We start from the raw sequence: 19600 nt of genomic DNA on the forward strand, positions 1-19600 counted from the left end.
AGGGGCTCAGCCTGCCACGGAGACCGTGGGCGCGCCCGACTCGGCGCCGGACTCGCCCATCTCCTCGGCGATGCGCATGGCCTCCTCGATGAGGGTCTCCACGATCTTGGACTCGGGCACGGTCTTGATGACCTCGCCCTTGACGAAGATCTGGCCCTTGCCGTTGCCGGAGGCCACGCCCAGGTCGGCGTCGCGGGCCTCGCCGGGGCCGTTGACGACGCAACCCATGACGGCCACGCGCAGCGGCACCTCCATGCCCTCCAGACCCGCGGTGACCTCCTCGGCGAGCGTGTACACGTCCACCTGGGCCCGGCCGCAGCTGGGGCAGGAGACGATCTCCAGGCCGCGCTCGCGCAGCCCGAGCGACTCCAGGATCTGGTTGCCGACCTTGACCTCCTCCGCGGGGGGCGCGGACAGGGACACGCGGATGGTGTCGCCGATGCCCTCCGAGAGCAGAGCGCCGAAGGCCACGGCGGACTTGATGGTGCCCTGGAAGGCGGGACCGGCCTCGGTCACGCCCAGGTGCAGCGGGTAGTCGCAGGCCGCGGCGAGCTGGCGGTAGGCGTTGACCATGACCACGGGGTCGTTGTGCTTGACCGAGATCTTGATGTCGCGGAAGCCGTGCTCCTCGAACAGCGAGCACTCCCACAGAGCCGACTCGACCAGGGCCTCAGGCGTGGCCTTGCCGTACTTCTGGAGCAGGCGCTTGTCCAGCGAACCGGCGTTGACGCCGATGCGGATCGGCGTCCCGGCCTCACCGGCCGCCTTGGCGATCTCGGCGACCTTGTCGTCGAACTTCTTGATGTTGCCCGGGTTGACGCGCACGGCGGCGCATCCGGCGTCGATCGCCTGGAACACGTACTTGGGCTGGAAGTGGATGTCGGCGATCACCGGGATCTGCGACTTCCTGGCGATGATCGGCAGGGCGTCGGCGTCGTCGTTGGTGGGCACGGCCACGCGGACGATCTGGCAGCCCGCGGCGGTCAGCTCCGCGATCTGCTGGAGGGTCGCGTTGATGTCGGAGGTACGGGTGGTCGTCATCGACTGCACGGACACCGGGGCGTCCCCGCCGACGGGGACGTTTCCGACCATGATCTGCCGCGTCTTGCGGCGGGTCGCCAGCGGGCGCGGCGGTGCGGCGGGAATACCGAGATCGACGGTCACGCTTGATTCACCTCGTCTGCCGCCGGGGAGGGGGCGGCACTTGATTCGTCCGTTTCGGGAATGGGTGTCCGGCGCAGCGCGCGGGTCCGCGTCCGGGGATCACCGTGTCCGGCGGCCTTGGCTACGCCGTCGTTCCCGGATCGCGCCCCCAGGTTACCCGTACCCGGGGGCGTGCCCGGCACGGAAGGCGGAGCAGGCGGACCAGGGTGAACGCCCGGCGCCGCGGGGGTGTCCGCCGACCGTCGCGCGGTCACCGCGGCGGTGGACGGGGAAGGCCCCGGCAGCCGGAGGGCCGCCGGGGCGGGGGTCAGCCGAAGAGTCTGACCGGGTTGAACAGGTCGGCCACGAGCAGGACCACGCTGAACACCAGGAAGCAGGCCACGACCACGTAGGCCACCGGTGTCAGCATCGCCACGTCCACCGGGGCGGGTTCGGGTCTGCGGAACAGCTTGGCCCAGCCGCGCTTGATCCACTCCCAGATGGCGCCGGCCATGTGCCCGCCGTCCAGCGGCAGGATGGGCACCAGGTTGAAGGCGAACAGGAAGAGGTTCACCCCGGCCAGGATCTGGATCATGATCGCGGCGGTGTCGGCCACGGGGAGTCCCTGGGCCATGATCTCTCCGCCGATGCGGGAGATGCCGACGATGCCCACCGGGGAGTCCTGGGTGCGCTGCTCGCCCAGGAAGGCCGCGGCGAACACGTCGGGCACCTTGCTGGGCAGGGCGATGAGGGCCTCGCCGACGCCGATCATCATGTTGCCCATCTCGGCGGCGGACTCGGCGAGGGTGAGCGGGGCGCGCTCGGTGGCGAAGACGATGCCGAGGAAGCCCACGACCTCAGTCTCGTAGACGCGGTAGCCCTGCTCGTCGTAGACCGGTTCGCCGTCGGCGTCGGTCTCGTAGACGAACTCGCCCTCGGCGTCGCGGGCCGGGAGCTCGTTCTCGACGATGTCGACGTTCAGCGGCAGCCGCTCGCCGTCGCGCTCGACCACGATCTCCGTGTCACCCATGGCCTCGCGGATCTGCCGGTTGGCGGTGCTCCAGTCCGGGGTGGACTCGCCGCCGACGGAGACGATGACGTCGCCGGGCAGCATCCCGGCCTCGGCCGCGGGCGTGGGCGGGGCGTCCTCGCAGTCGGTGACGGAGCTGCCCGCGGGGACCACGCACTCGCTGACCGTGGCGATCTGGGTGGTGCTCTGCGGCACCCCGATGCCCATGAACAGCACGGCGAGCAGGATCGCGGCCAGGATGACGTTCATGCCCGGACCGGCGAACATCACGATGAGGCGCTTCCAGGGCGCCCGCTGGTAGAACTGCCGGTCCTGGTCCTCGGGGGACAGCTCGACGTAGGACGCCTCACGGGCGTCCTCGGCCATGGCCCGCCACCGCGAGAGCTTGCGGGAGCTGCCGTCGGCGCTCTGACGCGAGGGCGGGAGCATGCCGACCATGCGCACGAACCCGCCCAGCGGGACCGCCTTGATGCCGTACTCGGTCTCGCCCCTGCGGACGGACCACAGGGTCTTGCCGAAGCCCACCATGAACTCGGTGCACTTGATCCCGAACATCTTGGCCGTGGACATGTGTCCCAGCTCGTGCCAGGCGATCGAGAACAGCAGGCCGAAGACGAACAGGACGATCCCGACCACGGTCATCAGGGCGACCATGCATCTCTCCTCAGGGCGGTGTCAGGCCTGGCGCGCGAGCAGCTCGCGCGCACGCGTGCGGGCCCAGGTGTCAGCGGCGTACACGTCGTCCAGGCTCAGGTGTCCTCTGTGGGAGGACGCTCCCCCGGCACGTTCTGTTCGCTGGTGCTCCGAGACTACCCGGGAGACGGTGTCCATGATGGCCGGGAACGCGAGGTTTCCCCGGAGGAAGGCGTCGACCGCCTCCTCGTTGGCCGCGTTGTAGACCGCGGGCGCGGTCCCGCCCGCGCTACCGACCTCGCACGCCAGGCGGACGGCGGGGAAGGCCTCGTGGTCCAGGGGCTCGAAGGTCCAGGTGTGGGCGCGGGTCCAGTCCATGCCGGGCGCGGCGTCGGGTACGCGGTCGGGCGCGCCGAGCCCGTAGGCGATGGGGATCATCATGCTGGGCGGGCTGGCCTTGGCGATCGTGGAGCCGTCCACGTACTCGACCATGGAGTGGACGACCGACTGCGGGTGGACGACCACGTCGATCCGGTCGAAGGGCACGTCGAAGAGCAGGTTGGCCTCGATGACCTCCAGCCCCTTGTTGACCAGGGTGGCGGAGTTGACGGTGATGACCGGGCCCATGCTCCACGTGGGGTGGTTGAGGGCGTCTGCGGGGGTGACCGAGGCCAGTTCGTCGCGGCCCCGGCCGCGGAAGGGGCCCCCGCTGGCGGTGACGACCAGGCGGCGCACCTCGTCGCGGCGGGCGTGGACGTGGCCCTGCGCCGGGCTGGCGAGTTCGCCCTCGGGCAGGTGGGGGAAGCACTGGGCGATGGCGAAGTGCTCGGAGTCGACCGGGACGATCTGGCCGGGCCTGGCGAGTCCGCGCACGAGCGGTCCGCCGATGATGAGGGACTCCTTGTTGGCCAGCGCGAGGGTGCGCCCGGCGCGCAGCGCGGCGAGGGTGGACTCCAGGCCCAAAGCGCCGGTGATGCCGTTGAGGACGACGTCGCACTCGCTCCCGGCCAGCTCGGCGACCCCCTCGGGCCCGGCCAGGACGGTGGCGCGGCTGCCGTGTCCGGCGAGGGCGCGCGCGAGTTCGCCCGCGCGGTCGGGGTCGGCGACGGCGACCAGCGGGACGTCGAGCTCGGCCGCCTGCTTGGCGAGCAGGTCCACGCGCCCGCCGCCCGCGGCCAGGCCCACCACGCGGAAGCGTCGGGGGTTGCGCTGGACGATGTCGACGGCCTGGGTCCCGATCGAGCCGGTGGAACCGAGGATCACTGCTGTTCGCTGTTCTTCTCGCACGCTCCCCATTGTTCCGCAATCCGCGGGGCGGGGCGCGGGGCCCGTGGCGCCGGTCACGGGAACCAGGGGGATCGCGCGTCACCGGGTCTTTACAACCGGTGCCCGGTGACCTAACTTAACCGGTGAGTAAGTTACCCCCTAGTTAGAACGGTCCGTCAGACAGCGCGTCCAGGCGACGCGAGCACAGCCCGGTGGGACCACCGGGCAGGACGACCCCCGTGAGGCGCTCCCCCCGGACGCCTCCGCCGGGCCCCCGGGTCCCGGCCTCCCCCGATGGCGAGACGGCGCGACGACCCATCGGTCACCCCCACCCCGCCAGTCCCCCCGAGGTTCCCCCGTCATGCGCCCTGCCAGAACCCCCTTCCGCCCCGCGCCCTGCGAGGACGGACCGCCCCGGACCGGCTCCGGGCTCCGCGCCGCCGCGCGACTCCTCCCCCGCCTGCTGTCCGTCGCCCTGGCGGCCGTGCTCGCCGCCGCGGTCCTCTCCCCCGCCCCGGCCTCGGCCGCGGTCGGCGCCAGCATCGGCTACGAGACCATCGTCAGCCACGACGGCACCGAGCTCAGGGCCAAGGTCATCACCCCCACCGGGGTCGAGGGCCCGCACCCGCTGCTGGTCATGCCCTCCGCCTGGGGCACGCCCCACCTCCTCTACGTGGGCGCCGCCGCCAGGCTGGCCCACGAGTCCGGCTACCAGGTCGTGGCCTACACCTCGCGCGGCTTCTGGGACTCGGGCGGCGGGATCGGGGTGGCCGGTCCCGAGGACCGCGCGGACGCCAGCGCCGTCATCGACTGGGCGCTGGAGAACACCGACGCCGACCCCGACCGCATCGGCATGGCCGGGATCTCCTACGGGGGCGGCATCAGCCTGCTGACCGCCGCCGAGGACGACCGGATCCGCGCCGTGGCCTCGCTGAGCGGCTGGGCCGACCTGGCCGTCTCCCTGTACCCCAACGAGACCGTGGACACGCAGTCGGCCGAGCTGCTCCTGCTGGCGGGCCACCTCACCGGCACCCCCGGCGAGGAGCTGGCCGGGATCGAGGCCGCCTACCGGCGCGGCGACATCCAGCCCGCCCTGGACGTGGCCCCGGACCGGTCGGCGGCCACCAAGGTGGACGCCATCAACGCCAACGGCACGGCCGTGATGATGGCGCACGCCTGGAACGACGGCATCTTCCCCGTGGGCCACATCACCGACTTCTACGAGGAGCTGGAGGTGCCCAAGCGGCTCATGATCACCCCGGGCGACCACGCCACGCAGGAGCTGTTCGGCGCGGCCGGGCTGCCCAACGAGGTGTGGGAGGCCCTGGGCGACTGGTTCGACCACCACCTGCGCGGCCAGGCCAACGAGGTGGACGCCGAGGGGCCCGTGCACGTCAGGCCCAACAACGGGCGCGGCGGCTGGACCACGCACCCCGACTGGCCGTCGGTCACCGCGAGCACCGACCGGTACTACCTGGCCGAGCCGAGCACGGACTGGTTCCGCTGGCAGAGCAGCGGCGCCATGGAACCCGAGCCCTCCACCGGATGGGACTACCGCTTCCGCACGGGGATCGCCACCCCGGCCGAGAGCGGCACGGTGATGCTCTCCGGCGCCCTCCAGCAGTTCTTCGACATCCCGACCGGGGTGCTGCTGCCGACGGTGGACCGCTACCGGGCCGCCGTGTGGACCAGCCCCGCCTACCCCGAGGGGGCGCGGGTGGCGGGGACGCCGGAGGTCTCCCTCACGTTCACGCCGACCGCTCCGGAGCAGTCGGTGTACGTGTACCTGTACGCGATCGACGGGCGCGGAACGGGTTCCCTGCTGTCGCACGCGCCCCACACCCTGCGCGGAGCCACTCCCGGTGAACCGGTGACGGTGGACACGGAGCTGGCGCCGGTGGTCTGGGACGTGCCCGCGGGGCACCGCCTGGCCGTGGTGGTGGACAGCATGGACGCGCGCTACCAGGACGAGAGCGACATCGGGGACCGGGTGAGCGTGACCTCCCCCGAGGAGGCCCCCGCCCAGGTCACGGTCCCGCTGGCCTGATCGGCCCCGAGGGGTCTCCCGCGGCGGCGGGCCGGGCGCCCTCCGGCCGTCTCCGGCACACCCCCGTGCCGGAGACGGCCCCTTCTTCCCCTACCGCAAACGACACAAACACAAAGTAGCCACTTGACTACCGAAAGTGTGCGAGGATGCTCGTCATGACCTCGTCCACCGCACACAGGATCCTCGCCCCCCTCGCCGCCGCGGCGGTCGCCGCCGGGGGTCTCTTCCTCGCCGAGCAGCTCCCGGCGCCCGCGTCCGCCGTCACCCAGGCCATCCACTCCCCCGCGGTTCCCGCGCAGGAGGACCGCGAGGCCCTGTCGCACGTGGCGGGGCTCTCCCACCAGAGCGCCGCCGTGACCGGCGACCAGCACCAGGCCGTGCTGGACTACTGGACCGAGGAGCGCATGGCCGCCGCCAAGCCCATCACCGGCATGCTGGAGGACGTCCTCCCGCCCGCCGAGGACGGGTCGGCCCCGGACGGGGGAGTGGAGCACCAGGCCGCGCCGCGCCCCGACAGCCGGGGCGAGCGCTGGACCTCGGGCGGGCTGGTCACCAGGACCACCGGCAAGGTCTACCTGACCATGGACGGGCGCGACTTCACGTGCTCGGCGTCGGTGGTGGACGCGGCGAACCGGAGCACCGTGGTCACCGCCGGGCACTGCGCCAAGGACGGCCGGGGCTCGTGGGCCCGCAACTGGACCTTCGTGCCCGGCCACGCGGACGGGGAGAGCCCCTACGGGCGGTTCACCGCCAGCGACCTGCTGGTGGCGCCGGAGTGGTCGCGCCAGGCCGACGACAGCTACGACTTCGCCATGGTGGTGCTCAACCCCGACGGGGGCACCACCGTCCAGGAGCGGGTGGGCTCCCAGCGGATCGAGTTCGGCACCTGGACCGAGGACAAGGTGCGCGAGGGGGTGCAGGTGTACACGTTCGGGTACCCGTCGGCGGCCCCGTACGAGGGCAGGCACCTGCACTACTGCTCGGGCCGCACCGAACCCGACACCGGCGGCACCACGGCCAACGGGGTGCGCTGCTCCATGACGCAGGGCTCCAGTGGAGGCCCCTGGTTCGCCGGTTTCGACACCGGTACCGGCCGGGGCACGATCACCTCGGTGGTCAGCTTCAAGTACGCCGACGACCGCAGCGTCCAGTACGGCCCCCGGCTCGGCCAGGAGGCACGCGAGCTGTACGAGCAGGCCGCCCAGCTGTAGTACCCGCCGGACGAGCGGTGTCCCCCGGCCCCCGTGGCACGGGGGACACCGCTCGTTCCGCGTCCGGGGGCGGCCCCCGCCGGTCCTACAGGTCGATTCCGGTCAGAACCAGGACCCGCTCGTAGGACAGGTCGGTCATGGCGGCGCGCACGCCCTCCTTGCCCACACCCGACCCCTTGACGCCGCCGTAGGGCATCTGGTCGGCCCGGAACGTGGGCACGTCGCCGATGACCACGCCGCCGACCTCCAGCTCGCGGTGGGCGCGGAACGCGGTGGGCAGGTCGCGGGTGAACACGCCCGCCTGGAGCCCGAAGTCGCTGTCGTTGACCGCGGCGAAGGCGGCGTCGGTGTCGGCCGCGCGCTGGAGGACCAGCACCGGGCCGAAGACCTCCTGGCGCACCACCCGGGAGTCGTCCGGGGCCTCGGCGAGCACGGTCGGCGCCACGGTCACGCCGTCGCGCGTGCCGCCGGTGAGGAGCTTGGCCCCGGCGGTGACGGCCTCGTCGATCCAGGAGGCCACGCGCTCGGCCGCGGCCTCGTCCACCAGCGGGCCCACGTCGGTGGCCGGGTCGGCGGGGTCGCCCACGCCGAGGGCCTCCACCCGCTCCACCAGGCGTGGGACGAACTCGTCGTACACGGCGTCCTCGACGATGACGCGCTGCACGCCGATGCACACCTGTCCGGCCTGGTTGTTGCCGAACAGGGCCACCCGCTGGGCCGCCCAGTCCAGGTCGGCGTCGGCGAGCACCACGGCGGCGGCGTTGCCGCCCAGTTCCAGGGTGACGTGCTTGTGCGGGGCCAGGCGGGGCAGCTGCCAGCCGAAGGGGCCGCCGGTGAAGGAGATGACGGGCAGGCGTTCGTCGGTGATGAGGGGGGCGGCGAGCTCGTTGGGCATCGGCAGCACCGACACCATGCCGCCGGGCAGGTCCGTCTCGGCGATGATCTCGCCCAGGAGCAGGGCGGTCATCGGGGTGGCGGGGGCGGGCTTGAGGATGATCGGCGCGCCGACGGCGATGGCCGGGGCGACCTTGTGGGCGACGAGGTTGAGGGGGAAGTTGAACGGCGAGATGCCCAGGACCGGGCCCTTGGGGACGCGGCGCACCAGGGCCATGCGGCCGGTGCCGCCCGGGTCGGTGTCCAGGCGCTGGAGCTCACCGCTGTCGCGGCGGGCCTCCTCGGCCGCCCAGCGGAACACGGACACGGCGCGTCCGGCCTCGGCGCGGGCCCACTTGATCGGCTTGCCGCTCTCGGCGGTGATGGTGCGGGCGATCTCCTCGGCGCGCTCGCCGATGCGCCGGGAGACGTGGTCGAGGGCGTCGGCCCGCACGTGGGCGGGCAGGGCGGCGGCCTCGGCGGCGACCGCGTGCGCGGCGGCCACCGCCTCCTCGATCTGCTCGGCGGTGGGCACGGAGACGGTACCCGCGTCCTCGCCGGTGTAGGGGTTGACGACGGTGATCTCGGTGTCGCCGGTCGCGGCGGTGCCGGCCAGCCAGAACGGACGCGTAGACATGCCCGTGACGCTAGTGCCCCCTTCTCCCGGTGTGCCTTGTCCACTGTTGCCAACCCGAACGCGGGAGTTGGCCACCGTGGCGCAAGAACGACGCGCACACGGGTCCGCGCTCCGAACAGGGGCGACAGCGGGGGGTGTACACCGGGGTGACGGGCGGTATCGTCTGAGGATCAGACAGCCTGACCGGGGATCTTTGGTCGGCCGACTGGCGCCGGCGACCTCCTTCGTCCACAGTGGTGAGGAGGGCTCTGCCAGCGCGTTCGGCCGGACCCTCGGGTCCGCCACCGCCGACGGGATCCCGGGAGTGCCCATTGCCGCTTGTCTACCGCACGCTCGTCGCGGTCCCGGAGCACGACGGCGACCTGGTCGCCGTCACCTCGACGGTCCTGTCGCGGTGGCTGAGCAAGCGCGGCAACTCGGGCGCGCGCGTGGACTTCTCCGCCTCGGGGCGCCATGAGCTGAGCAACCGCTCCCGCGCCCTGGTCGTACGGCACGACAACCCCGACGAGGGCCTGTCCTTCCTGCGGCTGACCACCGAGTCCGACAAGACGGACGGCGTGTGGCGGACGGTCGCCACCGCTGTCGTGGACCCGGCGCTGTCCCCGTGGCGGTACGTGTGGATCGACATGACCGTCACCCCCTCCTCTCCGGCGGGTGAGGGCTCCGAGCATCCCCGGCTGGACGTCATGCCGCCCGAGGCCGCGCGCATGCTCCTGGAGGCGGTGCACGGCCACGACGGCGGCCACCCGCTGCCGCCCACGCCCCGGATCGTGCGCGGGCGCGACGACGACCTCGTGGACACGCTCGTGGCGACGATCCGCGACCCCCTGCGGCGCATGGCGGTGGTGGCCACCGGTTCGCCCCGCGACGTGACCGTCGCCGACTGGCGCGGGGCCATGGCCGGGGCGCTGTCGCGCTGCACCGGCATGTGCTCGGGGTACGTGCTCGACGACGCCGCCCTGGAGCGCGTCGGAGCGCTCCTGCCGCCGGGCCTGGACGTCCCGCCCGGCGGGGTGCGCACCTTCTTACCGGGGGTGGACCCGCACGACGAGGCGGACTCCGCCCGCCACCCCCGGATGAGCCCGGCCACGCTGGACACCGCGCGCGACGGCGAGCGCATCCGCAACTGGGTGGGCGCCGCCCTCTCACGGCGGGTGCGCGACAACGCGCTGGAGGTGGGCCTGCCCGACCCGCTCCAGGCCGTGGACGCGCTGCTGGAGGAGGAGACCGACGACCTGCGGCGGTCCGCCCCCGGCACGGCACGGCCTCGGGTGAGCGTGCCCGCGGCCCGGGGCGCGGCCGTCGTGCACCAGGCGGCGCAGGGCGGGGCGGTCCCGGCCGGAACCGCCTCGGCGTTGGAGCGCGAGGCCCTGGAACAGCAGACCCAGCGGCTGCGGGAGGAGGTCACCCGGCTCGGCGCGCGGGTCAGCGAGCTGGCCGAGGAGCGCCACGGGCTCCTGGCCGAGACCGCCGACCTGAGCGAGGAGCTCGACACCGCGCGCGAACAGGCGCGCGCCGCCCGCTACGAGGCCCGCTGGCTGCGCGAACAGGCGCGCGAGGCCGGGCTGTTCCGGCTGGCCGCGGCACCCGCGCCGAGCGATCCGCAGCGGCGGCCCCCGGTCAGCGTGCGCGAACTGCTGGAGCGGATCACCGACGACTCGGTCCTGCCGCACCTGTACTTCACCATCGAGGACGCCACGGTCTACGAGCTGTCCGACAGCCGCAAGGAGTCCCTGTGGGTCACCCGCGCGTGGGAGGCGCTGCTGGCCCTGAACGACTACGCGCGCTACCAGTTCGACAACCCCGGCACCGGGCTGGGCTTCCACTCCTACCTGCGCGAGACCCCCGACGGGTACCAGGTGATCCCCATCAAGCGGTTGGCCTCGCAGGAGTCGGACCACGTGCGCAACCGGGGCAAGCTCAACGACAAACGCCTGTTCCGGGTGCCCGAGGAGGTGGAGCCGAGCGGGCGGCTGCCCATGTACGCGCACATCAAGCTCGACATCGAGTACGGGATCTGTCCGCGGCTGTACTTCTACCCCCACCTGGGGCCGGGCACCACGAACCGCGTGTACATCGGCTACCTGGGCCGCCACCTGCCCGTGCAGCAGTCGAACTGAGCCCGGCCGGGCGGGCGGACCGGAGCCGGACCGCGCCGGGGGGGCTACCCCCCGGTGAGGCGCAGGATCTCATCGACGACGCGCGCGAGCGGCCTGGTGGCGTCGACGACCGTACCGTCCCGGGGAACGTCCTCCTTCGTCCGGTGCAAGCGCGCGATGAGGTCCCGTTCGGCCTGCCTGCCGCCCCACTCCCCCTCCGGTCTCCCGTCGAGCCGACGGCGCAGCGTCCCCGGGTCGATCTCCAGGACGAACACGCCGTCGAACAGGTCGACGAACTCCGGGAAGTTCCTGGAACCGCCGCAGAAGAACGTCACCGCGCTGCCCCGGTCGGCGACCAGGGACCTGACCCTGTCGACGTGCCAGAGATGGTGCTCGTGCCTCATGCCCTCCGTCGGCTCGCCGGTTCGCGGGTCGCCCTGGTAGGCAAGTTCGAGGTCGCCGTCCACGGCGTGGTACCCGCGCCGCCGCAGTTCCGCGCAGACCGAGGTCTTGCCGGTGCCGGAGACGCCCTCGACCAGATAGTTGCGCACGCCCATCACCGGAGCGTACAAGAACACGTGCGACGTGACGCGGGGGCGGCAGATCCCGCGGCGCGCGTACCCTGGGGGCCGTGACGGAAGCGAGTACGCGGGCCCTGGCGGCCCTGCCCGAGGAGCGGTGGCGCGAGCGCGCCGAGCGGCACCGCGACCGCGTGGACGCGCTGGTCGGGGACCACCTGCGGCGCCGCCGGGAGGGCGTGCGCCATCCGGTGGAGGACTTCCTGTTCACCTACTACAACCTCAAGCCCGCGCAGCTGCGGCGCTGGCACCCGGGCGCGGGGACGGTGCTGCTGGGCGAGGGCGCCCGCGCCCGCCTGGACGAGCGGTTCTACACCGCGCTGCCCGGGGGCGCGGTGGGCCTGGACACCGCGGCGTTCCTGGCGGCGCGGCCGGTGCTGGACTTCGTGGAGCGGCTGCTGTCGTCGGTCGCCGGGCGCCCCGCCCACCTGGGCTGCTTCGGCCTGCACGAGTGGGCGATGGTGTACCGGGCCGGAGAGGTGCGGCACGGACAGGTGCCGCTGCGGCTGGGCCGGGAGGGCACCGACCGGGTCGTGGAGACGCACCGGATCCGGTGCTCGCACTTCGACGCGTTCCGGTTCTTCACCGACGCCGCGCGCCCGCTCAACACGCTCCGGCCCAGCCGGGAGCGGCAGGACGAACTGGACCAGCCGGGGTGCCTGCACGCCAACATGGACCTGTACAAGTGGGCGTACAAGCTGGCCCCGGCGGTTCCCTCGGAGCTGGTGGTGGACTGCTTCGAACTCTCGCGGGAGATCCGGACGCTGGACATGCGCGCCTCCCCCTACGACCTGGCGGCGTGGGGGTACGCGCCGGTGCGGATCGAGACCGCCGGGGGAAAGGCGGAGTACATGGAGGCGCAGCGGGGGTTCGCCGAGCGCGGCGCGGTGCTGCGAGGGCGGCTGCTGGAGGTGTGCCGGACCCTGCGCGCGGCCTGAAGTCCGCGGTCGGCCGGTCGGCACGGAGGCGTCCGCCGGCCGGCCACCGGTCGCGGGGGCGCCGGGTCATCCGTCCTGTGGCGGGGGGCCGAGGCCGCAGGAGGGGGCTCCTCCGGGGATCGGGATGCGGTGGCGGTTGGCGGCCACCCAGCGGTAGGCGGCCCGGTTGAGCGCGCGCAGCAGCGGAAGGCGCGCCAGGCGGCCCAGCGGCCGGGTGAGCGGGCGCCCGTGCAGCAGGAGTTCGGCGACGGCGTCGCCCCCGCGGAATCGGCGTCCGTCCGCGTACACGAACCAGGCGCTGGCGTCGGTCTGCTCCGGCGTCAGCCCCGCGGAGTCCAGGTCGAAGTCCTGCCAGGCCACGAAGCTGCTGCGGGCGCGCAGCCGGTCGCGGGCGAAGACCACCGAGCGCTTGCAGAACCCGCAGTCGCGGTCGTACAGGAACGCCCCGGTGCCGGGGACGGTGTCCAGCGAAGGCCTCATGCCGTCATCGTGCCCGCGCGGGGGCGTCCTCTCCCGGTTCCGGCGGAAGTTCTCGCCGCCCGCCGCGCACGGGACACGCCCATCTGGGGCTTCGCGCCCCTGCGTGAGCGACCGCACAGCCGCCCGTGCGCGCGGCGCCCCGCTGCACGCTTTTCAGCGGGCACCGGTGTCGCGGACCGTCCGGGCCCGCGCGGTCCGTTCCGCGCGCCGCGCACCCAGGAGCAGCAGCACCGGGCCCGTCCCCATCGGCGCCAGCATCGCGGCCGCCTGGAGGAGAAACCACGCCCGAGAAGGGGCCACGGTGGCCCGGCACGGCGGGGGCGGCCGCCCGGATCCCGGACGGCCGCCCCCGCCGGTCGGCTCAACCGGTGCCGTGCACGATGCGCTCGGCCATCTCCTCCCTGGGCTGGATCTCGCCCGAGAGGATCTGCTCGGCGTAGTGGCAGGCCACCCTGTGGGTGCCGCCCCCGGCGGCGTTCCCGACCGGGCGCAGTTCGGGCCGCTCGGTGTCGCACCGCTCCTTCTGCCGCCACGGGCAGCGGGTGTGGAAGCGGCAGCCCTTGGGCGGGTCGGCGGGCGAGGGCAGGTCTCCCGCCAGCAGGATGCGCTCGCGGCTGTCCTCCACCTCCGGGTCGGGGACCGGCACCGCCGACATGAGGGAGCGCGTGTACGGGTGCATCGGCGTCTCGTACAGGTCGTCGCTGGAGGCCTCCTCCACCAGGCCGCCCAGGTACATCACCCCGACCACGTCACTGACGTGGCGGACCACGGCCAGGTCGTGCGCGATGACCAGGTAGGTCAGCCCCAGTTCCTCCTGGAGGCTCTCCAACAGGTTGAGCACCTGGGCCTGGATCGACACGTCCAGCGCCGACACCGGCTCGTCGCAGATGATGAGGTCGGGCTCCAGCACCAGCGCGCGGGCGATGCCGATGCGCTGGCGCTGGCCGCCGGAGAACTCGTGCGGGTAGCGGGTGAGCGCCTTGGCCGACAGGCCCACCCTCTCCAGGGCGTCGACCACGCGCCTGCGCTGGTCCTCCAGGACCAGGGCGCGGCGCTCCCTGCCGCCGGAGGGCCCCTCCCCCGGCGCGGGGCCGCCGATCCCGTGGGTCTGCAAGCCCTCCAGCAGGATGGAACCGATGTTCTGCCGGGGGTTGAGGCTGCCCAGCGGGTCCTGGAAGACCATCTGGAGGTTCTTGCGCTGGCGGCGCATCGACTCCTCGTCCAGACCGGCCAGGTCCTGCCCGCCGAAGAGCACCTCGCCCTCGGTGACGTCCACCAGGCGCAGCACCGCGCGGCCCAGGGTGGTCTTGCCGCAGCCGGACTCGCCCACCAGGCCGTAGGTCTGGCCGCTCTCGATCTCCAGGCTGACGCCGTCGACCGCGCGCACGTGGCCGATGGTGCGGTCGAAGAACACCCCCTTCCTGATGGGGAAGTGCACCTTGAGGTCGTTGATCCGCAGCAGGCTCATCCCCGCTCCTCCTCGTCGTCGCCGTCCGGACCGTCCGAGCCGTCCAGCGTGGGCCGGTCGGTCACGTCCGCGTCCCGGATCGGGTTCACGCACCGGTGCACGTGTGCGGCAGCCGGGCCCTCCCCGGAGCGGCCGCCCTCCTCCACGCCCGCCGCGGCGCCCACCGCCACGAGCTCCGGCGGCCCCTGGAGGCACTCCATCGTGTAGTGGTCGCAGCGGGGCGCGAACGCGCACCCCTGCGCCCAGGCGATGTTGTCGTTGACCGACCCCCGGATGGGGGTGAGCCGTTCGCCGCGCGGGGCGTCCAGCCGGGGGATGGAGCCCAGCAGGCCGACCGTGTAGGGGTGGGTGGGGTCGGCGAACAGCGGCGCGCGCGGCGCCGTCTCCACCGCCCGCCCCGCGTACAGGACGTTGATGTCGTCGCACAGCCCGGCGACCACGCCCAGGTCGTGCGTGATCATCAGCAGGGCGGTGCCCTCCTCGGTGACCAGGTCCCGGAGCAGCTCCAGGATCTGCGCCTGGATGGTGACGTCCAGGGCGGTGGTGGGCTCGTCGGCGATCATCACGCGGGGGCGGCAGGCCACCGCCATGGCGATGAGCGCGCGCTGGCGCATGCCGCCCGACAGCTGGTGCGGGTACTCGCGCAGCCGCCGCCCGGGGTCGGGGATGCCCACCCGGTCCAACAGGTCGGCGGCCTCCTTGTCGGCGGCCGAACCGCGCATCCCCCGGTGGCGGCGCAGGATCTCGGTGACCTGGCGGCCGATGGGCACCACGGGGTTGAGGGAGCTGAGCGGGTCCTGGAAGATCATCGCCAGCTGGGAGCCGCGCAGGTCGCGCATCCGTCTCTGCGGCAGCTTCAACAGGTCGACGGGGCCGTCTGGCAGCCGCATGACGGCGCTGCCGCCGACCCGCACCCCCCGGTCGGGGAGCAGGCCCATGAGGGCGAGCGAGGTGACGCTCTTGCCGCAGCCGGACTCGCCGACCAGGCCGGTCACCCGGCCCTCCTCCAGGGTGAAGGACACCCCGTCCACGGCCCGCACCTCGTCGGAGCCGCGTCCGCCGAACACCACGGACAGCTCGTCCACCGCCAGCAGCGGCGTGCTGGAACTCATGTCACTTCCTCAGCTTGGGGTCGAGCGCCTCCCGCATCGCCTCACCCAGCAGGGTGAAGCCCAGGGCGGTGACGATGATGGCCAGCGCCGGGTACACGGCCAGCTGCGGCGCGCTGGACAGGAACCGCTGGGCGTCGGCGAGCATGGTCCCCCATTCGGGGAAGGCCGGGTCCGGGTTGCCCAGACCCAGGTAGGACAGGGCCGCCGCGTCGATGATGGCGGTGGCCAGGGTGAGCGTGGACTGCACGATCACCGGGCCGAGCGAGTTCGGCAGGATGTGCACGAGGGCGATCTTGTGTTTGCGCACGCCCAGCGCGCGGGCGGCCAGCACGTAGTCGCGGTTGCCCTGGGAGAGCATCGCGCCGCGCAGGAGGCGGGCGAAGATGGGGATCTGCGCCACGCCGACCGCGAACATCACCGTGGTCAGGCTGGGGCCGACCAGGGCGGCGATGGTGACCGCGAGCAGCAGGGTGGGCAGCGCCAGCATCATGTCGATGACGCGCATGACGGCGTTGTCCACCTGGCGCCCCCAGCGGCCGCCGAGGACCGCGGCGGCCCCGGCCGCGCCGCCGAGCAGCGCGCCGACGCCGAGGCCGACCAGGGTGGCGACCACGCCGACCAGGAGGGTCTGGCGGGCGCCGATCACCATGCGGGAGAACTGGTCGCGGCCGAGGTTGTCCAGGCCCAGCCAGTTCTCGGCGCGCGGGCCGACGAACACGTTGCGGTTGGGGAAGACCTCGTCGCCCCAGCTCTGCGAGACGGGGTCGTAGGGCGCGATGAGCGGCGAGAACAGCGCCACGACGAGGAACACCACGACGATCACGGCGCCGGTGATGGCCATGGGGCTGCGGCGCATGCGCTCGAAGGCGGTGCGCCAGATGCCCGCGCCGTGTTCGCCCTCCTCGCGCTGGCCCATGAGTTCGGCCAGCCGGTCCACCCTGGCCGCCTTGCGTCCCAGGAGGGGCGTGCGCTGGGCCGCGGTGCCCTCGGGCTCCGGGGCGCCCGCGGGTTCGGACCGGTTGTGGGGGCTCGGTGTCGTCGGCATCACTGGGCCCGCACTCTCGGGTCGAGGAGGCTGTAGGAGATGTCCACCAACAGGTTGATGAACACGTACATGGTCGCGATGAGCAGGATGAACCCGGTCAGGACCGGGTAGTCGCGCCCCTGCGTGGCCGCGTAGACGAACGAGCCGATGCCGGGGAAGGCGAAGACGCTCTCGGTGAGCACCGCCCCGGCGAACAGGCTTCCGGTGAGCAGTCCGACGGAGGTGACCACGGGGAGCATGGCGTTGCGCATCACGTGGCGGGTGCGCACGGTGTTGCGGTGCAACCCCTTGGCGTTGGCGGTGCGCACGTAGTCCTCGCCGACCACCTCCAGCACGCTGGCGCGGGTCATCCGGACGATCACGGCGAGCGGGATCGAGGCCAGCGCGATCCCGGGCAGCACGAGGTGGAGCAGGGCGTCCCACACCACGTCGAGTTCCCCGGTCCGCAGGCCGTCGAGGACGACGAACCCGCTGAGGTCGGTGCGGATCAGGCCCGGGGAGAGCCGGAAGGCGGAGGGGAACATCCCGAGCCGCTCGGCGAAGACCACCTTCAGGATGAAGGCGAGGAAGAACACCGGCGTGCAGATGCCCAGGAGGGATCCGCCCACGGCCGCGAAGTCCAGCACGGAGCCGCGCCTGCGCGCGGCGAGGTAGCCGAGGGGGACGCCGATGACGACCGCGATCAGCATCGCGGTGACCGACAGTTCGAACGTGGCCGGGAAGCGGGTGAGGAACTCCTCGGTGACCGGCCGTCCGGTGGAGAGCGAGGTCCCGAGGTCGCCCTGGAGGATACGGCGCAGGAAGGCCAGGTACTGAACCGTGATCGGTTCGTCCAGGCCGAGGGAACGACGCAGCGCGGCGCGCTGTTCGGCCGTCGCGTCGTCGGGGAGGAGGGCGTACTCCGGTCCGCCCGGCAGCCGTTGCAGCCAGACGAACAGCAGGATCGACAGGCCGCCCAGTGTCGGGATCAGCTGGAGGAGACGCCTGACGATGAATCGCAGCACCTTCGCCGCCTTTCGCCAGTGGTGGGAACGATGGACGCGAAGCGTCCCCCGCCGGGTCGCGGCGGGAGTTCGAGCGGGTGGTTGGGACAGGGGCCCGGGCGGCGCGCGTGCGGCGCGCCCCGCCGGGCGGTGCCGCGGCGCGGGGCGCGCGGGCCCGGTCGGGCCGGGGACCGCGGGCCCCGGGCAGTGGGCGGGCCCGACCGGCGGCCGGTCGGGCCCTTCCCCTCCCCGCGGAGGAGGGGGACTACTTCCAGGAGGCCTCGGCGAACTGCTCCTGGGTCAGCGGGCTGACGTTGGGCGGGTTGACGTTCGCGGAGAAGGCGATGGACGGCGGGGAGCTGGAGATGGGCAGCCCCGGCAGGATGTCCATGATCTGGTTGTTCAGGTCCTGGTAGGCGGCGACGCGCTCCTCCTGGTTCGGGTTGGTGCTCGCCTCCTCCATGGCCTCGAACAGGTCCTCGTCACGGAAGCCGAACTCGCTGTTGTACTGGGAGAACCAGGTGCCGATGAAGTTGTAGGCGTCGTTGTAGTCGCCGGTCCAGCCGAGCAGGTACAGCGGGCACTCACCCGAGTTGGTGCGCGGCACGTACTCGGTCCACTCGTAGGTGACCGGCTCCACGGTGACGCCGACCGCCTCCAGGTCCGCGGCGATGACGTCGAAGATGTCGCGCGGCGCGGGCATGTAGGGGCGGGTGACGTCGGTCGGGTAGCAGAACTCCAGGGTCAGGTCCTCCTGCCCGGCGTCCGCCAGCATCTCCCTGGCCAGTTCGGGGTCGTACTCGTAGGTCTGCACGTCCGGGGACCAGCCGTCGAGGGTGTCGGGGTGGAACTGGCTCGCGACCTCGCCGCCCTCGGGCAGGATCGTGTCGACGATGCGCTGGCGGTCCACGGCGTGGGCGAGGGCCTGGCGCACCTCAAGGTCGGCGAGCGCCTCGCTGGCCTCCTGCTGGTAGGCCATGTACAGGACGTTGAACACGCCGCGGGTGGGCACCTGGAACCCGGCCTCGGACAGGGGGGCGACGTCGGCGGGGGCGACCAGGTCGTAGCCGTGGATGTCACCCGCCTCCAGGGCCTGGCGGCGGGCGGTCTCGTCGGGGATCGCGCGCAGGATCATCGTCTCGAAGCCCGCGGCCTCGCCCCAGTAGTCGTCGAAGCGCTGGAGGGTCACCTCGGCCTGGTCGTGGTCCCACTCCTGGACGGTGAAGGGCCCGGTGCCCGCGACGGTTCCGGCCGTCTGGGTGTACTCGGGGAGGGTGAAGTTGCCCTCCTCGCCGGTGATCTCGGCGTCGGCGATGGCCTCCAGCGTGCTGGGGCTCATGATGCCGAACGAGGCGAGGCTGAAGCCGCCGGGGAAGATCGAGGAGTACTCGTCGATCGTGATGACCGCGGTCAGCTCGTCGGTGGCCTCGCAGGAGACGTACCGGGACTCGGCGAGGTCCTCGCTCTCGTTCTCCGCGAAGCCGCCGAAGATCGACTGCCAGTAATAGGAGTTGTTCGAGCTCTGGAAACCGCCGGTGAGGTTGTACCAGCGGTCGAAGTTGGCGCAGACCGCCTCGGCGTTGAACTCGTCGCCGTCGTGGAACAGGACGCCGTCGCGCAGGTGGAAGGTCCAGACGGTGCCGTCCTCGGACTGCTCCCAGTCCTCGGCGAGTCCGCCGACGATTTCGGTCCCACCCGATTCGTGTTCGAGAAGGGTTTCGAATACCTGCCTGCTGTAACGGAAGGTCTCACCGTCACTGGTGAGGAAGGGGTCGAGGGTTTTGATGTCGCCCGCGGAGGCGAAGACGAAGGGTTCCGACGCGTCGGTCCCCCCGCCCTCGCGGTTACTCTCGGCGCACGCCGTGGCCACCAGCGTGAGCGCGGCCGCGGAGGCCAGGAGGGCCAGCGGCTTTCGGAAAGGCTTCCTGAACATGGTCCACCTCAGTGCGGGGCCCGGCAGGCCCTGGAACGATTGAGTGGACCCTAGACCGCTCCGAGAGCGACTGTGAAGATAGACAGCTGGGTATTAATACAACCGTTTCCCATCTGTGCCGTGA

Annotated in this window: 15 protein-coding genes; 4 read left to right on the forward strand and 11 right to left on the reverse strand. The window is 72.6% G+C overall.

Features of this window, described 5'->3' with window-relative positions:
- Window positions 1-6: 6 nt before the first annotated feature.
- The 3 genes from ispG to dxr all read right to left on the reverse strand — a co-directional run bounded on the left by ispG (window position 7) and on the right by dxr (window position 4069).
- Window positions 7-1164, reverse strand: coding sequence for a flavodoxin-dependent (E)-4-hydroxy-3-methylbut-2-enyl-diphosphate synthase (gene ispG, locus NDAS_RS17940; RefSeq protein ID WP_013154630.1), 1158 nt, complete (start codon window positions 1162-1164; stop codon window positions 7-9).
- Window positions 1165-1471: 307 nt separating this feature from the next.
- Window positions 1472-2827: a M50 family metallopeptidase gene (locus tag NDAS_RS17945; protein ID WP_013154631.1), complete on the reverse strand. Its 1356-nt coding sequence runs from the start codon at window positions 2825-2827 to the stop codon at window positions 1472-1474.
- 21 nt (window positions 2828-2848) lie between these two features.
- On the reverse strand, window positions 2849-4069 hold the full coding sequence (gene dxr / locus NDAS_RS17950) for a 1-deoxy-D-xylulose-5-phosphate reductoisomerase (RefSeq protein ID WP_041552846.1): 1221 nt from the start codon (window positions 4067-4069) through the stop codon (window positions 2849-2851).
- 364 nt (window positions 4070-4433) lie between these two features.
- On the opposite strand from dxr, the gene NDAS_RS17955 reads away from it, so the two are divergent.
- Both NDAS_RS17955 and NDAS_RS17960 read left to right on the forward strand, forming a co-directional pair.
- On the forward strand, window positions 4434-6119 hold the full coding sequence (locus NDAS_RS17955) for a CocE/NonD family hydrolase (RefSeq protein WP_013154633.1): 1686 nt from the start codon (window positions 4434-4436) through the stop codon (window positions 6117-6119).
- 155 nt (window positions 6120-6274) lie between these two features.
- On the forward strand, window positions 6275-7330 hold the full coding sequence (locus NDAS_RS17960) for a trypsin-like serine peptidase (protein ID WP_013154634.1): 1056 nt from the start codon (window positions 6275-6277) through the stop codon (window positions 7328-7330).
- 85 nt (window positions 7331-7415) lie between these two features.
- On the opposite strand, the gene NDAS_RS17965 is transcribed toward NDAS_RS17960, so the two are convergent.
- Window positions 7416-8840 carry an aldehyde dehydrogenase family protein gene (locus NDAS_RS17965; RefSeq protein ID WP_013154635.1) on the reverse strand — a complete coding sequence of 475 codons (1425 nt, stop codon included), beginning with the start codon at window positions 8838-8840 and terminating at the stop codon, window positions 7416-7418.
- 311 nt (window positions 8841-9151) lie between these two features.
- On the opposite strand from NDAS_RS17965, the gene NDAS_RS17970 reads away from it, so the two are divergent.
- Window positions 9152-10960, forward strand: coding sequence for a hypothetical protein (locus tag NDAS_RS17970; RefSeq protein WP_013154636.1), 1809 nt, complete (start codon window positions 9152-9154; stop codon window positions 10958-10960).
- 44 nt (window positions 10961-11004) lie between these two features.
- Here the strand turns inward: NDAS_RS17970 and NDAS_RS17975 are convergent, their stop codons facing one another.
- Window positions 11005-11496 (reverse strand): AAA family ATPase, encoded by a 492-nt coding sequence (locus NDAS_RS17975; protein WP_013154637.1) that lies wholly within the window; start codon window positions 11494-11496, stop codon window positions 11005-11007.
- A 74-nt stretch (window positions 11497-11570) separates the two neighbouring features.
- On the opposite strand from NDAS_RS17975, the gene NDAS_RS17980 reads away from it, so the two are divergent.
- Window positions 11571-12455, forward strand: a complete 885-nt coding sequence (locus NDAS_RS17980) for a hypothetical protein (protein ID WP_013154638.1) — start codon at window positions 11571-11573, stop codon at window positions 12453-12455.
- A 66-nt stretch (window positions 12456-12521) separates the two neighbouring features.
- Here the strand turns inward: NDAS_RS17980 and NDAS_RS17985 are convergent, their stop codons facing one another.
- The 6 genes from NDAS_RS17985 to NDAS_RS18010 all read right to left on the reverse strand — a co-directional run bounded on the left by NDAS_RS17985 (window position 12522) and on the right by NDAS_RS18010 (window position 19476).
- Window positions 12522-12935 carry a thiol-disulfide oxidoreductase DCC family protein gene (locus NDAS_RS17985; protein ID WP_013154639.1) on the reverse strand — a complete coding sequence of 138 codons (414 nt, stop codon included), beginning with the start codon at window positions 12933-12935 and terminating at the stop codon, window positions 12522-12524.
- Window positions 12936-13296: 361 nt separating this feature from the next.
- A complete protein-coding gene (locus tag NDAS_RS17990) occupies window positions 13297-14403 on the reverse strand; it encodes an ABC transporter ATP-binding protein (protein WP_013154640.1) in 1107 nt (368 codons plus the stop codon).
- A complete protein-coding gene (locus tag NDAS_RS17995) occupies window positions 14400-15515 on the reverse strand; it encodes an ABC transporter ATP-binding protein (protein ID WP_013154641.1) in 1116 nt (371 codons plus the stop codon). Before NDAS_RS17995 ends, NDAS_RS17990 begins: the two co-directional genes overlap by 4 nt.
- Before the next feature lies 1 nt (window position 15516).
- The gene (locus NDAS_RS18000) at window positions 15517-16560 is read right to left on the reverse strand and encodes an ABC transporter permease (RefSeq protein WP_013154642.1); all 1044 of its coding nucleotides are present in this window, start codon (window positions 16558-16560) and stop codon (window positions 15517-15519) included.
- On the reverse strand, window positions 16560-17564 hold the full coding sequence (locus NDAS_RS18005) for an ABC transporter permease (protein WP_013154643.1): 1005 nt from the start codon (window positions 17562-17564) through the stop codon (window positions 16560-16562). Before NDAS_RS18005 ends, NDAS_RS18000 begins: the two co-directional genes overlap by 1 nt.
- 244 nt (window positions 17565-17808) lie before the next feature.
- Window positions 17809-19476, reverse strand: coding sequence for an ABC transporter substrate-binding protein (locus tag NDAS_RS18010; protein WP_013154644.1), 1668 nt, complete (start codon window positions 19474-19476; stop codon window positions 17809-17811).
- Window positions 19477-19600: the final 124 nt, after the last annotated feature.

Source organism: Nocardiopsis dassonvillei subsp. dassonvillei DSM 43111, from assembly GCF_000092985.1.
Lineage (GTDB): Bacteria > Actinomycetota > Actinomycetes > Streptosporangiales > Streptosporangiaceae > Nocardiopsis > Nocardiopsis dassonvillei.

What these genes read in the sequence shown, in the direction of transcription:
- NDAS_RS17945 (WP_013154631.1), bottom strand. Translation starts at nt 2,827, where the DNA reads ATGGTCGCCCTGATGACCGTGGTCGGGATCGTCCTGTTCGTCTTCGGC.
- NDAS_RS17955 (WP_013154633.1), top strand. Translation starts at nt 4,434, where the DNA reads ATGCGCCCTGCCAGAACCCCCTTCCGCCCCGCGCCCTGCGAGGACGGA.
- NDAS_RS17960 (WP_013154634.1), top strand. Translation starts at nt 6,275, where the DNA reads ATGACCTCGTCCACCGCACACAGGATCCTCGCCCCCCTCGCCGCCGCG.
- NDAS_RS17965 (WP_013154635.1), bottom strand. Translation starts at nt 8,840, where the DNA reads ATGTCTACGCGTCCGTTCTGGCTGGCCGGCACCGCCGCGACCGGCGAC.
- NDAS_RS17975 (WP_013154637.1), bottom strand. Translation starts at nt 11,496, where the DNA reads ATGGGCGTGCGCAACTATCTGGTCGAGGGCGTCTCCGGCACCGGCAAG.
- NDAS_RS17985 (WP_013154639.1), bottom strand. Translation starts at nt 12,935, where the DNA reads ATGAGGCCTTCGCTGGACACCGTCCCCGGCACCGGGGCGTTCCTGTAC.
- NDAS_RS17990 (WP_013154640.1), bottom strand. Translation starts at nt 14,403, where the DNA reads ATGAGCCTGCTGCGGATCAACGACCTCAAGGTGCACTTCCCCATCAGG.
- NDAS_RS17995 (WP_013154641.1), bottom strand. Translation starts at nt 15,515, where the DNA reads ATGAGTTCCAGCACGCCGCTGCTGGCGGTGGACGAGCTGTCCGTGGTG.
- NDAS_RS18000 (WP_013154642.1), bottom strand. Translation starts at nt 16,560, where the DNA reads ATGCCGACGACACCGAGCCCCCACAACCGGTCCGAACCCGCGGGCGCC.
- NDAS_RS18010 (WP_013154644.1), bottom strand. Translation starts at nt 19,476, where the DNA reads ATGTTCAGGAAGCCTTTCCGAAAGCCGCTGGCCCTCCTGGCCTCCGCG.